This is a genomic window from Mesorhizobium sp. P3_A9 (genome assembly GCF_056402975.1).
This window is the reverse complement of record NZ_JBFUGJ010000165.1, coordinates 1-13,007: the sequence shown is the minus strand read 5'-3', so window position 1 is coordinate 13,007 and position 13,007 is coordinate 1. Positions and strand designations below refer to the sequence as shown.

14 protein-coding genes and 1 pseudogene are annotated in these 13,007 nt (G+C 63.0%); 8 read left to right on the top strand and 7 right to left on the bottom strand.

What is annotated here, in order from left to right:
- The 6 genes from AC1DX0_RS21030 to AC1DX0_RS21005 form a co-directional block, all read left to right on the top strand.
- On the top strand, window positions 1–116 hold a 116-nt coding region (locus tag AC1DX0_RS21030), incomplete at its 5' end, for an SURF1 family cytochrome oxidase biogenesis protein (RefSeq protein WP_477356707.1).
- A 98-nt stretch (window positions 117–214) separates the two neighbouring features.
- Window positions 215–1,225 carry a 4-hydroxy-3-methylbut-2-enyl diphosphate reductase gene (ispH, locus tag AC1DX0_RS21025; RefSeq protein WP_477219642.1) on the top strand — a complete coding sequence of 337 codons (1,011 nt, stop codon included), beginning with the start codon at window positions 215–217 and terminating at the stop codon, window positions 1,223–1,225.
- A gap of 5 nt (window positions 1,226–1,230) precedes the next feature.
- Window positions 1,231–2,193, top strand: a complete 963-nt coding sequence (locus AC1DX0_RS21020; RefSeq protein ID WP_477219641.1) for a homoserine kinase — start codon at window positions 1,231–1,233, stop codon at window positions 2,191–2,193.
- Between the two features lie 11 nt (window positions 2,194–2,204).
- Window positions 2,205–2,732: a ribonuclease HI gene (gene rnhA, locus AC1DX0_RS21015; protein WP_477219640.1), complete on the top strand. Its 528-nt coding sequence runs from the start codon at window positions 2,205–2,207 to the stop codon at window positions 2,730–2,732.
- A 38-nt stretch (window positions 2,733–2,770) separates the two neighbouring features.
- Window positions 2,771–3,145 (top strand): ribbon-helix-helix domain-containing protein, encoded by a 375-nt coding sequence (locus AC1DX0_RS21010; RefSeq protein ID WP_477219639.1) that lies wholly within the window; start codon window positions 2,771–2,773, stop codon window positions 3,143–3,145.
- Window positions 3,135–3,446 carry a type II toxin-antitoxin system RelE/ParE family toxin gene (locus AC1DX0_RS21005; RefSeq protein WP_477219638.1) on the top strand — a complete coding sequence of 104 codons (312 nt, stop codon included), beginning with the start codon at window positions 3,135–3,137 and terminating at the stop codon, window positions 3,444–3,446. The genes AC1DX0_RS21010 and AC1DX0_RS21005 overlap by 11 nt, the downstream gene beginning before the upstream one ends.
- A gap of 4 nt (window positions 3,447–3,450) precedes the next feature.
- On the opposite strand, the gene AC1DX0_RS21000 is transcribed toward AC1DX0_RS21005, so the two are convergent.
- The 3 genes from AC1DX0_RS21000 to AC1DX0_RS20990 form a co-directional block, all read right to left on the bottom strand.
- Entirely contained in the window at window positions 3,451–3,927 is a 477-nt protein-coding gene (locus tag AC1DX0_RS21000; RefSeq protein WP_477356705.1) for a DUF2938 domain-containing protein, read from the bottom strand.
- 93 nt (window positions 3,928–4,020) lie between these two features.
- Window positions 4,021–4,503 carry a redoxin family protein gene (locus AC1DX0_RS20995; protein ID WP_477219636.1) on the bottom strand — a complete coding sequence of 161 codons (483 nt, stop codon included), beginning with the start codon at window positions 4,501–4,503 and terminating at the stop codon, window positions 4,021–4,023.
- A gap of 83 nt (window positions 4,504–4,586) precedes the next feature.
- On the bottom strand, window positions 4,587–5,393 hold the full coding sequence (locus AC1DX0_RS20990; protein WP_477356703.1) for a protein-disulfide reductase DsbD domain-containing protein: 807 nt from the start codon (window positions 5,391–5,393) through the stop codon (window positions 4,587–4,589).
- 170 nt (window positions 5,394–5,563) lie between these two features.
- On the opposite strand from AC1DX0_RS20990, the gene AC1DX0_RS20985 reads away from it, so the two are divergent.
- On the top strand, window positions 5,564–6,172 hold the full coding sequence (locus AC1DX0_RS20985) for a YqgE/AlgH family protein (RefSeq protein WP_477356701.1): 609 nt from the start codon (window positions 5,564–5,566) through the stop codon (window positions 6,170–6,172).
- A 156-nt stretch (window positions 6,173–6,328) separates the two neighbouring features.
- Here the strand turns inward: AC1DX0_RS20985 and AC1DX0_RS20980 are convergent, their stop codons facing one another.
- The 4 genes from AC1DX0_RS20980 to thrC are packed head-to-tail and all read right to left on the bottom strand — an operon-like array spanning window position 6,329 to window position 12,539.
- The gene (locus AC1DX0_RS20980) at window positions 6,329–9,217 is read right to left on the bottom strand and encodes an EAL domain-containing protein (protein WP_477356699.1); all 2,889 of its coding nucleotides are present in this window, start codon (window positions 9,215–9,217) and stop codon (window positions 6,329–6,331) included.
- A 3-nt stretch (window positions 9,218–9,220) separates the two neighbouring features.
- A complete protein-coding gene (locus AC1DX0_RS20975) occupies window positions 9,221–9,820 on the bottom strand; it encodes a GNAT family N-acetyltransferase (RefSeq protein WP_477356697.1) in 600 nt (199 codons plus the stop codon).
- Between the two features lie 14 nt (window positions 9,821–9,834).
- Window positions 9,835–11,127: a M16 family metallopeptidase gene (locus AC1DX0_RS20970; protein ID WP_477356695.1), complete on the bottom strand. Its 1,293-nt coding sequence runs from the start codon at window positions 11,125–11,127 to the stop codon at window positions 9,835–9,837.
- 14 nt (window positions 11,128–11,141) lie between these two features.
- Window positions 11,142–12,539 (bottom strand): threonine synthase, encoded by a 1,398-nt coding sequence (gene thrC / locus AC1DX0_RS20965; protein ID WP_477356693.1) that lies wholly within the window; start codon window positions 12,537–12,539, stop codon window positions 11,142–11,144.
- A gap of 130 nt (window positions 12,540–12,669) precedes the next feature.
- On the opposite strand from thrC, the pseudogene AC1DX0_RS20960 reads away from it, so the two are divergent.
- Window positions 12,670–13,007: pseudogene (locus tag AC1DX0_RS20960) on the top strand (hypothetical protein); the annotation flags it as partial.

Here is a 13,007-nt window from a genome sequence, read left to right as displayed (position 1 = left end):
CCATCATCGACCTGCCGAACAGCCATCTGCAATATGCCGTCACCTGGTATGGGCTTGCGGCAGCACTCGCCGCCGTGCTCATCCTGCGGCTTCGCCGTCCCGCGAAAGAGGAATGAACGCGCGCGCCTTTCCACCAACACCCTTGACAGGGCCCGCTCTTGACAGAACAGGGGTAGGCACCTCATTTCGGCGCTGACGAACCGGCCAGGATTTAATGCTTCAGACAATTGCCAAGCCTCCGCTGACGATCCGGCTCTGCCAGCCGCGCGGTTTTTGCGCCGGCGTCGACCGTGCCATCCAGATCGTCGTGCTGGCGCTGAAAAAATATGGCGCGCCGGTCTATGTCCGCCACGAGATCGTCCACAACCGCTATGTCGTGGAAGGGCTGCAAAGCCTTGGCGCCGTCTTCATCGAGGAGCTCTCCGAAATCCCGGCCGAACACCGGCAGTCACCAGTCGTCTTCTCGGCGCATGGCGTGCCGAAATCGGTGCCGGCGGATGCTCAGGCGCGCAACCTGTTCTATCTCGACGCCACCTGTCCGCTGGTCTCCAAGGTCCACAAGCAGGCGATGCGCCATCAGCGGCTYGGYCGCCAYGTGCTGTTGATCGGCCATGCCGGGCACCCCGAGGTGATTGGCACGATGGGGCAATTGCCGGAGGGCGCGGTCACGCTGATCGAGACCGAGGCCGATGCCGCCAGGCTTGAACCTGTCGATCCCAAAGCGCTGGGATTCGTCACYCAGACSACGCTGTCGGTCGAGGACACCGCCGGCATCATCCGTGCGTTGAAAGAGCGCTTTCCCGCCCTGCAGGCGCCGGCGGCGGAATCGATCTGCTACGCCACCACCAACCGCCAGGAGGCGGTCAAGGACACCGCCCCGGGCGCTGACCTCTATCTGATCGTCGGCGCTCCCAATTCCTCCAATTCGCGCCGCCTTGTCGAAGTGGCGGAACGTGCCGGCGCCACCATGTCGCTTCTCGTACAGCGCGCCGCCGAGATTCCGTGGAATGACATCGGCAACATTTCGACGCTCGGCCTGTCGGCAGGGGCATCGGCGCCGGAGATCATCGTCGACGAGATCATCGACGCGTTCCGCCAGCGCTTCGATGTCACCATTGACCTCGCCATCACGGCCACCGAAACAGAGGATTTTCCGGTCATGCGGGTATTGCGCGATGTCGAACTGACGCCGGCCGACATGGCCTTCGTCAATGGGGCCGCGTAAGCCAGATGGCGGTCTATACCGACGTTGCGGAGGGCGAACTCGGCGCTTTCCTGAAGCACTACCCGGTCGGCGATCTGCTGTCCTACAAGGGCATCGCCGAGGGCACCGAGAATTCGAATTTTTTGCTGCACACCTCAAGTGGCTCCTACATCCTGACGCTTTACGAGAAGCGGGTCGAGAAAGCGGATCTGCCGTTCTTCCTCGGGCTGATGGGGCATCTCGCCAACAAAGGCGTGTCCTGTCCGCTGCCGGTGATCGCGCATGACGGCAGCGTCATCGGCACGCTGGCCGGCCGGCCGGCGGTCATCATCACCTTCCTCGAAGGGCTTTCGCTGCGGCGGCCGACGACAATGCACTGCGCCGAGGTCGGCAAGGCGCTGGCCGCCCTGCACCTGGCCGGCGCCGATTTTCCGATGACCCGTCCCAACGCGCTCGCCATCGACGGCTGGCGCAAGCTCTGGGACGCAGCCCGCACCCGGGCCGACGAGGTGGAGCCTGGACTGGCGGCCGAGGTCGACGCCGACTTCGCCGATTTCGAGCGCAATTGGCCGAAAAACCTACCCGAGGGCATCATCCATGCCGATCTTTTCCCGGACAACGTCTTCTTCCTGGGCGAAAAGCTCTCCGGCCTGATCGACTTCTATTTCGCGTGCGACGACCTCTATGCCTACGACGTCGCCACCTGTCTCAACGCCTGGTGCTTCGAGAAGGATTTTTCCTTCAATCTCACCAAGGGCAAGGCACTCCTTGAGGGCTATCAAAGCGTGCGTCCCTTGAGCGCTGAGGAAAAGGCGGCGTTGCCGATGCTGGCGCGCGGTTCGGCGTTGCGTTTCATGCTGACCCGGCTCTACGACTGGCTGACCGTTCCCGATGGCGGCCTGGTCATGAAACGCGACCCGACCGAATATATCAGGCGGATGCGGTTCCATCGGGCAATCAAATCGGCTTCGGAATATGGATTGGCCTGATATGGGGTATCATGAGCAAACAGGTTGAAATCTTCACCGACGGCGCTTGTTCGGGCAATCCAGGCCCTGGTGGCTGGGGTGCCATCCTGCGCTTCAACGGCACCACCAGGGAGCTTTCCGGCGGCGAAGCCGAGACGACCAACAACCGTATGGAACTGCTGGCTGCCATCTCGGCGCTCAATGCGCTGAAGGAGCCTTGCACGGTCGAGCTTCACACCGACAGTAAATACGTCATGGATGGCATTTCCAAATGGATCCATGGCTGGAAGAAGAACGGCTGGAAGACCGCCGACAAGAAGCCGGTCAAGAACGGTGAGCTCTGGCAGGCGCTGGATGAAGCCAACCGGCGCCACAAGGTCACCTGGAACTGGGTCAAGGGCCATGCCGGCCACACCGAGAACGAGCGCGCCGACGARYTGGCACGSGAAGGCATGGCGCCGTTCAAGAAAGGCTCCTTCAAGCCAGCAGTGTCAGCGCCTAAGCCGGATGTCCAGCAGCCGGCGGCTACGAAGGCGCGTCGTTCGACCCAGAGTTACTGAGGCCCGGCTCCGCCTTCGACCAAACGGAGCCCTCTGTCATGCCGATCGACTACGATGCGCAGCATCGTTGCTCAAGGACATGGATGGGAGTAATATTTCCTACCATAGAGCAATCCGACGAGGGTAGCAGCGTGGCAAACGTTGAAAAAATGAGCGTGGCCGTGACCTCGCAACAAGCAGCCGTCATGCGAGAGGCTGTGGAGGCGGGCGAGTATGCCACTGCAAGCGAGATTGTACGTGAAGCGGTGCGGGATTGGCTGGCCAAGCGCGAGTTGCGGCACGACGACATCCGCCGGCTGAGGCAGCTGTGGGATGAGGGCAAGGCAAGCGGGAGACCGGAGCCTGTGGATTTCGACGCGTTGCGAAAGGAAGCTCGGCGAAAGCTGACGGAAGCCCCGCCGAATGGCCGTTAGGCTAGTCTGGTCACCCGCAGCCAAGGCGGACCTGATCGACATCTACGTGATGATAGGCAGCGAAAACATACGCGCGGCCGACCGCTATTATGACCGGTTGGAAGCGCGGGCTATGCAGCTTGCAGAGCAGCCGCGCATGGGCGTTAGGCGACCGGATATCAGGTCTTCCGCACGAATGCTGGTGGAGGCGCCGTTTGTGCTGCTCTACGAAACGATTCCGGACACCGACGATGGCCCTGTTGAGTGGGTTGAAATCGTCCGTGTGGTGGACGGGCGGCGGGATCTGAACCGTCTGTTCTAGCTGTCTAACGGATCAGTAACGCCGTGCCCCAAAGGCCGAGCGCGAACACTGTGTGCGCCACCAGGTTGAGCGCCCGGATCTGCATTGGATTGGGTCGCTTCGAAGCTGCCCACCCGGCGCCCATGCCGGGCGCCAGCAGGAACCAGCCGGCGCCGACGGTGACGATGCCGAGGATGAAGGCCGGCAGGAAGGTCGGYGCGGCMAGCCASSCSGTGCCGGCCAMCRCSATCAGGATRATGCCGTAGACGATGCCGACGAAATAGTGAAACGCCCAGCCCAACGCCACTTCATGCGCGTAAGGCTCCGCCTCGCCGATATCGTTATGAAAGACCTTGTCGCCGAGGTGCCAGACCCAGCGCCCGACCGGTCCCCAGTTCGGCCGTGGCTGGCCGAACGCCTTGTGCAGGAAGATGGCCCAGAGATCCATCAGCACGGTAGCGCCGACGCCTATCGCGACAGCACGCCAGAAGACGTCAAACATCGTTGGATCCCCCGAAAGCCGGCAGTTCTGGAGTGCAAGCGGTTGTCTGGCGAGGCCAGCCGTTGTGGCCTCGCCCGACACGGCCGTTGAAGCTTAGAGTTGCCCGAGAATATGAGCCGCGCCGGACTCGTCGACGCCAGGCTTGGTCTCGACATTGACCGCGGTGACCTTGCCGTCGTCGATGATCATCGAAAACCGCTTCGAGCGCAGGCCCATGCCGGCGGCGGAAAGGTCGTTGTCGAGGCCGACCGCCTTGGCGAAATCACCGCTGCCGTCGGCGAGGAACAGTATCTTGCCCTCACCACCGGTGAAGCGCGCCCAGGCGCCCATGACATGGACGTCGTTGACCGAAACGACGGCGATGGTGTCGACGCCGCGCGCCAGGATGGCGTCATGGTTTTCGAGATAGCCGGGCAGATGGTTGTTGCTGCAGGTCGGCGTGAAAGCGCCGGGAACGCCGAACAGAACCACTTTCTTGCCCGGGAAGATCTCTGCAGACGTGATCGCCTTGGCGCCATCGTCGGTCATCGTCTTGAAGGTTACCTCGGGCAGCGTGTCGCCAACGGAAATGGTCATGAGTTYCTCGCTTGGGGAATGGGAAGGATGCATGCTTGCGTAGCGAACTCAGCGGCGTCCTGCAACCGTTCGGGCAAGCTGGATCAAGGGAAAGGCAAAAGCCCTTCGACGGCGCCCGCCGAACTGGTCAGCGTGTAGTGAAGCCCGCCATCCGTGGGCGTTGTCGAAGGGCGGTCGAGGATCGGCACSGTRAAGATCAGCTTGCCGTCCTTCTCGCTRCGGRCMGGGGTGCCGAACATGTAGTCSCGCTCGCCGGCGACGAAGAAATCSGCWGCSTCCGGRTYRCCSGGAAARCTYGCCTCGACAACCAGCGTCTCRTGRTCGCCCGGCAGMACRTTGATGCCGAAATCAGGTTTTGCCGGCGCCGGCAACGCCGTGAAACTAGCCTTCACCAGGGCTGCGTCGTCGGCATTGTCTGGATCAGAAGTGGGGTCGACGGTCAGCCGTGTCTGCACGGGGATGCAGATCGTTTCACAAATGCCGAGAAAGATATCGGCATCGATGACAGCCGGCTGGTTCGGTGTCGCCAGCGTGAAGGTCACCGGCAGTGAAATCGGATAGTTGTAGCCGGCCCATTTGCCATAACCATCGTCGTGGCGTTGGGGTGCCGGAAACGAGAGTTTGGCATCGGCGATGTTGGTGCTGGCCGAAATGTCGAGCTGTGGCGGCACGCCGGCGTCGCCCGGATCGCGCCAATAGGTCTTCCAGCCGGGCTTGAGCGCGATGTCGAGAACACCCTGGATGCGGCCGGCCTCGTCGGGTTTGCCTGATGTCACCAGCCGCACCTTGCCGCCTTCACTGTTGTACCAGGCGGACGAGGAGGCGGAGGCGGGGAGGACGACCGTCGATCCGATGGCGGCGCCGAGCAGCAGGATTYTCAAGCTTTGCATGGCGGTGATTTGATCGTCCGTTCGTGGCTTCGCAATGATTTCATAGCCCTCCCGGTATCATATTTGCGTGACCCCTGCTGGCAAGCCACGCGGCCTGGCCTCATGGGCTTTGGTCGAATCCGGCGCGGCGCATCTTTTCGGCGCCCGGGAAACACGGTACCTTCCCTGCCATGGATTTGTTGCGCCACAAAAAGACGGCTGCTGGAGGCGGCTTTCTCGACGATCAGTTCCTGATTGCCATGCCCGGCATGAAGGACGATCGTTTCACGCGCTCGGTCATCTACATCTGCGCGCACAGCGACGAAGGCGCGATGGGCCTGATCATCAACCAGACGCAGCAGATGCTGTTTCCGGACCTGTTGGTGCAACTCGGCATCATGAACGAGCAGGAGGCGATCCGCTTGCCGGCGCAGGCSCGCGACTTCGTCGTTCGCAATGGCGGGCCTGTCGATCGCAGCCGGGGCTTCGTCCTGCATTCGGGCGACTATCGCGTGGAATCGTCGCTGACCGTTTCCGACGATATCTGCCTGACCGCGACCGTCGACATTTTGCGCGCCATATCGTCGGGCCGCGGCCCGCKTCACGCACTGATGGCGCTGGGCTATTCGGGCTGGGGTGCGGGCCAGCTGGAAACCGAGATCGCCGAGAATGGCTGGCTGACCTGCCCGGCCAGCCCCGAKCTTCTGTTCGACGCCGACATCGAGCGCAAATACGATCGCATCCTCGCCTCGATCGGCATCGACCTCGCCCATCTCAGCCTCGCCGCCGGACACGCCTGAGCCGTCAAGCCGACGCGGAGGCCGTTTCGAAACTCGCTCATGCGAGTCATATGATGGTGATTTCGAGAACCGGAGCGGAGCGTCTTTGGTACGTGAGCACCGGAAGCGCAGAAAGCGCCATCAGATGGCCGCAGGAGTAGAGTTTCGAAACGGCCTCTAAGCCTGCGTCAGCGGATATTGCTCCTTCAGCGTCTTCAGCACCTGGTCGCCCGGCATCGGTGCGCCGAACATGAAGCTCTGCACATATTCGCAGCCCATCTGGCGCAGCTCCAGCGCGTCGCGCTCGTCCGAAATACCCTCGGCGACCACCGACAGGCCGAGCTCATGCGCCATGTTGACCATGGATTTGAGCAGCACGGCGCGTTTGGGCGTGCTGTCGTCGACAAAGCTCTTGTCGATCTTGATCGTGTCGAACGGGAAACGCGTCAGATAGGCGAGCGACGAATAGCCGGTGCCGAAATCGTCCAGCGACAGGCCGATGCCGAGCTGCTTCAGCTTGGTCAGCACATGCGCGGTCTGTTCCGGATTATCCATGACCAGGGACTCGGTGAGTTCGAGCCGAAAACAGCGCGGTTTCAGATTGGCCCGCGCGATGACCGAGCGGACGTCGCTGACCAGGTCGCGGCGGATGAGCTGGCGGCTGGACAAGTTGACCGAGACCGATAGCGGCGCGTCGCCGATCTGCTTTTGCCATCCGGCCAGGTCCTCGGCCGCCTGCTGCATGGCAAACAGCCCAAGCTGCACGATCAGTCCGCAGCTTTCGGCGACCGGGATGAAATCGGCCGGCGGGATCATGCCGCGGCGCGGATGGTCCCAGCGCAGCAAGGCTTCGAAGCCGGCGACGCTGCCGTCTTCCAGACGCACGATCGGCTGGTAGGCAAGGGTGAATTCGCGCCGCTCGATGGCGCGCCGCAGGTCGGATTCGAACTGCAGCCGATCGGTGCCAACGGTGCGGAACGCCGGGCGGAACGGCTCGATCCGGTCGCCGCCGAAACGCTTGGCCTGATGCATGGCGAGCTCGGCATCCTTGACCATGTCCTCGGCCGAGGTCTGCGCCGAAGTCCAGGTGATCAGGCCGATCGAAGCGGTCAGCACGATCTCGCGCTTGGCAAAGGTAATCGGGTTGTTGATCGCATGCTTGATGGCATCCGCGACGCCGGCGATGCGGGCAGGGTCCTGTTCGGACAAAAGCATCAGCGCGAACTGGTCGCCGGCAAAGCGCGACAGCGAATCCTTCGGCTTGAGCAACCGGTGCAGGCGGCGCGCTATGGTGAGCAGGATGGTGTCGCCGGCCGAGATGCCGAGCCCGTCATTGACCTGCTTGAAGCGATCGATGTCGATGACGAAGACGGTCGGACGCACCTTCTCCTCGGTGCGGGCGATCGAGATGATCGCTTCCAGCCGGTTCATGTACAATTCGCGGTTCGGCAGGCCGGTCAGATTGTCGTGCACGGCGTCGTGCAGCAGCCGCTCCTCGGACTTCTTCTGCTCGGTGACGTCGACCATGGTGCCGACGCAGCGGATGACCTCGCCGTCCGATCCGATGACCGGCCGCGCGCGCAAGTTGAACCAGTGATAATGCCCGTCGGCGCCGCGCAGGCGGAAGTTCTGCGACACCCGGCCACGCCGGTGTTCCAGCACCACGTCGAGCGTCGTCCGGAACGTGTCGCGGTCGTCGGCATGCAGCACGGGCAGCCAGTTGCGCGCGGCACCCCCAAGGCTGTTGGGCGCAAGGCCGAGCTGGATGCTGACATCTGGCTTGGTGACGACGCGGTCGCGCAGCACGTCCCAGTCCCACACCGTGTCACCCGATCCGGCAACCGCCAGCGCCTGCCGTTCAAGGTCGGAGAACAGCCCTTGGTGCAGCGCGCCGCCGGCAAAGGCGTGCTGCATGACGGTGAAGCCGATCAACAGGATGATCAGGATCAGCCCGCCGCCGAGCGCCGGCTGGGCGATGTCGTTGTCGAGCATGCCGGTGATCGCCATCCACGACCCGCACAGCCACAACAGCACCATGACCCAACTGGGCACCAGCATGATGGCGCGATCATAGCCGCGTATGCCGAGGAAGATGATCAGGCCGAGCCCGGTCAACGCGGTGGCGGCAAAGGAGATGCGGGCGATGCCGGCGGCGACCGCCGGATCGACGATGGCGACGCCGGCGATCAGCACCAGCCCGAGGATCCAGACCAGGGCGCCATAGCTGAAATGGCCGTGCCATCGGTTGAGGTTGAGATAGGCGAACAGGAAGACCACGAAGGTCGCTGCCAGCGCCACCTCCGTTCCCGCCCGCCACATCTGCTCATTGCCGGGCGAAATCTCGATGACCTTGTTGAGGAAACCGAAATCGACGCAGATMTAGGCAAGCACTGCCCAGGCAAGTGCCGCGGTCGCCGGGAACATCGAGGTCCCCTTGACGACGAACAGGATGGTCAGGAACAGCGCCAGAAGCCCTGCGATGCCGATGACGATGCCGCGAAACAGTGTGTAGGAGTTGACCGAGTCCTTGTAGGCTTCCGGCTCCCACAGATAGACCTGCGGCAGCTTGGGTGAGGCGAGTTCGGCGATGAAGGTGATCACCGTTCCCGGGTTCAGCGTCACCCGGAACACATCGGCGTCGGGGCTGGTCTGGCGGTCGAGCGCGAAGCCCTCGCTGGGCGTGATCGCGGCAATGCGGGTGGCGCCGAGATCGGGCCAGAAGATGCCGGAATTGACCAGTCGGAAATGCGGCGCCACGATCAGCCTGTCGAGCTGCTGGTCGGTGGTGTTGGCCAGCGCGAACACCGCCCAGTCGCCGGTCGAGCGGGCGTCATTGGCCTCGACCTCGATGCGCCGCACGATGCCGTCCGGCCCGGGCGCGGTCGATACCTGGAAGTTTTCGCCCTGGTTGCGGTAGATCTCGAAGGCGCGCGACAGGTCGAGCGCGACATCGTCGCGGGCAATCTTGATCGGTTCGACGGCCAAGGCCGACGAAGCCGCGCACAGCGTCAGGATTGCCGCGAGGACAAAGGCGAACAGCGGCCCGTTTCGCAGGAAATTCGTCAAAAATCAGTCCTTCGTTCCTGCGCCGCCCAGCGGATCGTCCGCGATCCGGGCGTAGAGGTAGTGGTCCTGCCAGATGCCGTTGATCCTGAGATAGGATCTTAACAGTCCTTCGCGCCGGAATCCGGCTTTTTCAAGCACGCGGATCGACCKGRYGTTGTCGGGAATACAGGCCGCTTCGATCCGGTGCAACCTCAGCGTATCRAAGGCGAAGCGCGMCACCACCTTGACCGCGTCGGTCATCAACCCGCGCCCGCCGAAGCGCTCGCCGATCCAGTAGCCGACATGGCCACTTTGCGAGACACCGTGGCGTATGTTGCCGAGCGTGATGCCGCCGGCCAGCTTGCCGCTCGACTTCTCGAAGATGAAGAAGGCAATCGCCGTCCCTTGCGCATAGTCTTCGCGGTAGCGGCTGATGCGCAGGCGCCATGCCGTGCGGTCGAGTTCATCCGGGGTCCAGCGTGGCTCCCACGGCTCCAGGAAGCCCCGGCTTTCGCCGCGCAGCGTCGACCATTCCCGGAAGTCATTGGTGAATGGCACGCGCAGCGTGACAAGGTTGCCCTTCAGCGCCGGCAGGTCACGGCGAAAGAAAGGGAGCGCGAACACGACGCTTGGGGGGCTTAGACGGCGAGCTTGCGGGCCGTGGTCTGCGTGCCCGRRAGCGARTCGAGGATCGCCTCATATGGTGCCAGCGTACCCACAGGCCCGACAGCGGTAAGCGTCGGCTTGGTCGAGAACATCCGCGACGACAGGTCGGTCAGCCGCTCGATCGTCAGCGCCGACAGGCGCTCCATCAATTCCTCCTTGGCGATCGGCCKGCCGAACAAAAGCAGCTGCCGAGCGATCTGCGARGCGCGGCTGGCCGGRCTTTCGGCGGACATGATCAGCCCGGCGCGATACTGGGCACGCGCGCGGTCCAGTTCTTCCTGCAGGATGTTCTCGCCGGCCTTCTGCAACTCGTCGATGATGACAGGCACGAGTTCGGCGATGTCGCTCTGCCCGGTCGCGGCGTGGACGCCGAAGATGCCGGTGTCGGAAAAGCCCCAATGGAAGGCATAGACCGAATAACACAGGCCGCGTTTCTCGCGGACTTCCTGGAACAGGCGCGATGACATGCCGCCGCCGAGGATCATCGACAGCACCTGCGAGGCGTAGAAATCGCGCACATGATAGGCACGGCCCTCGAAGCCCAGCACGATCTGCGCGTCCATCAGGTCGCGGTCCTCGCGGAAATCGCCGCCGACATAYTGYGCRTATTGCGGSATSGTGCTGTCGGCCTTGCTGCGGAARCCGCCSAGMTGCTTCTCGACCTCGCGCACGAAATTGTCGTGCTTGATGTCGCCGGCRGCSACGAYMACCATSCGCTCGGCGCCATATTGCCGTTCGATGAAATCGTGCAAYTGCTTGGAGGTGAAGGATTTGACGGTTTCCGGCGTGCCCAGGATCGAGCGGCCGATTGTCTGGTGGCGAAAGGCCGTCTCGGTGAAACGGTCGAAGACGATATCGTCTGGTGTGTCGTGCGCGGCGCCGATCTCCTGCAGGATCACGTGCTGTTCACGTTCGAGTTCCTGCGGGTCGAATTCGGATTCCTGCAGGATGTCGGCGAGAATATCCACCGCCAGCGGTACGTCATCGCTGAGCACCCTGGCATAGTAGGAGGTGGTCTCGACACTTGTGGCGGCATTGATCTCGCCGCCGACATCCTCGATTTCCGAGGCRATYTCGAAGGCSGTYCGCCGCTTCGTKCCCTTGAACGCCATRTGCTCGAGCAGATGGGCCATKCCRTGCTCGTCGTCACGYTCATTGCGKGCRCCWGACTTGACCCAGGCACCCAAGGCAACCGATTCGATACTTGGAAGGGTTTCGGTGGCGACTGTCAGGCCGTTCGACAGACGGCTTACCTCAACACCCATATGGCTCGTACTCCCTAACGCGCCGCCCGCGCGCGGCGGCTGACGTAATCTTCCACCATTTTGAGGTCGGATGGAAGTACCGTGTATTTTTCCTCAAATGTCATCAATCCCCCTAGCCATGCGGGCAGGGCRGGCGAWACMCCGCWGGCGGCYTCGACGGCGGCCGGGAAYTTKGCCGGATGGGCRGTGCCYAGCACCACCATCGGCACCGCGCCTGACGCCTTGCCCGCCGCCACATGCACGGCTGCCGCCGTATGCGGATCCAGAAGATARTTGCTGGCSSCAAGCGTCGARCGGATGGTGGCGGCGACCTCGTYCATGGTCGCACGGCTGGCGTCGAATTCGGACCGCATCCCATTGATTTCGCGGGCTTCTATGGTGAAGGCGCCGGACTGCTTSAGGCCRTYCATRTARCGCCGCACSGTCGCCGCRTCGCGGYYSGMGGCCTCGAACAGCAGSCGCTCGAAATTCGACGARACCTGGATGTCCATCGACGGCGAMGTGGTCGCAAAGACACCCTTGGTACGGTATTCGCCGGTCGCGAAGGTGCGCGCCAATATGTCGTTGTCGTTGGTGGCGATGACCAGCCGCTCGATCGGCAGGCCCATCTTCTTGGCGGCGTAGCCGGCGAAGATATCGCCGAAATTGCCGGTCGGCACGGTGAACGACACCGGCCTGTCCGGTGCGCCGAGCGACAGCGCCGAGGAGAAATAGTAGACGATCTGGGCCATGATACGCGCCCAGTTGATCGAATTGACCCCCGACAGCGCCACCCGATCCCGGAATGGGTGGTCGTTGAACATGTCCTTGAGCAGACCCTGACAGTCGTCGAAATTGCCTTCGATCGCCAGCGCATGGACGTTCTCGGCCTTCGACGTCGTCATCTGCCGCTGCTGCACTGGCGAAACGCGGCCATGCGGGAACAGGATGAAGATRTCGGTGCGGYYGCGSCCGGCRAAGGCGTCGATGGCYGCRCCGCCGGTRTCGCCCGACGTAGCGCCGACGATGGTGGCATGCTGGTCGCGTTCGGCAAGTACATGGTCCATCAGCCGGGCGAGCAACTGCATCGCCACATCCTTGAACGCCAGCGTCGGCCCGTGGAAGAGTTCTAGGACAAAGGTGTTGGAGCCGGTCTGCACCAGCGGGCAGACGGCCTCGTGGCGGAAGGTGGCGTAGGCTTCTCGGACCAGGCGTTCGAAGACCGGTGCTGCGATTTCACCGCCAAGGAACGGCGACAGCACACGGATGGCAAGGTCGGGATATGCAAGGCCACGCATGGCGCGAATCTCGGAGGCGGAAAACTGCGGCCACTCGCGCGGCACGTAAAGCCCACCATCGCGCGCCAGCCCCGCCAGCACGGCATCGGAAAATCCAAGCGCGGGTGCTTCCCCACGCGTACTCACATATTGCATGTCTCAGTTCCGTTGCCGCTTGGCTTTTGCGTTCACCACAAGGTGGTTAATTTCTGTGCCGGCTCCAGTCGCATTTTTGCCGCGCCGTTGATATACGTCACCAGCTTTGCGAGAGGGAAGTGGGAGTTTCATGGCGTTTCGTACATTCAGTGGTCGCTTTTTGGCGGGTCTTGCGCTCACCGGCTTTATGCTCGCCGCCGCCGGCTGCCAATCGGGCGACAATGGCATCCTGAACCTCGGCTTGGGCGGCAAGAAGGATCCGACCGCGCCGCCACCTCCGCAGGATCCCAGGGTGCTGGCCAGCCAGTTGAATGCCTATTGCCCGCGGGTGACGGTGCGTGAMGGCACGGCCTTCTTCAACACCTATGTCAATGAGGTCAAGAAGGCCAAGCCGAAGTCCAAGCCAATGCGCAAGCCGAGGAACCAGGCCGAAGCCGAGCAGCAGGCGCAGGAGGCGCAGGCACAGGC

Bases quoted from the DNA above. Each gene is read 5' to 3' on its own strand.
- AC1DX0_RS21010 (WP_477219639.1), top strand. From the start codon at position 2,771: ATGCCGATCGACTACGATGCGCAGCATCGTTGCTCAAGGACATGGATG.
- AC1DX0_RS20995 (WP_477219636.1), bottom strand. From the start codon at position 4,503: ATGACCATTTCCGTTGGCGACACGCTGCCCGAGGTAACCTTCAAGACG.
- AC1DX0_RS21005 (WP_477219638.1), top strand. From the start codon at position 3,135: ATGGCCGTTAGGCTAGTCTGGTCACCCGCAGCCAAGGCGGACCTGATC.
- AC1DX0_RS21020 (WP_477219641.1), top strand. From the start codon at position 1,231: ATGGCGGTCTATACCGACGTTGCGGAGGGCGAACTCGGCGCTTTCCTG.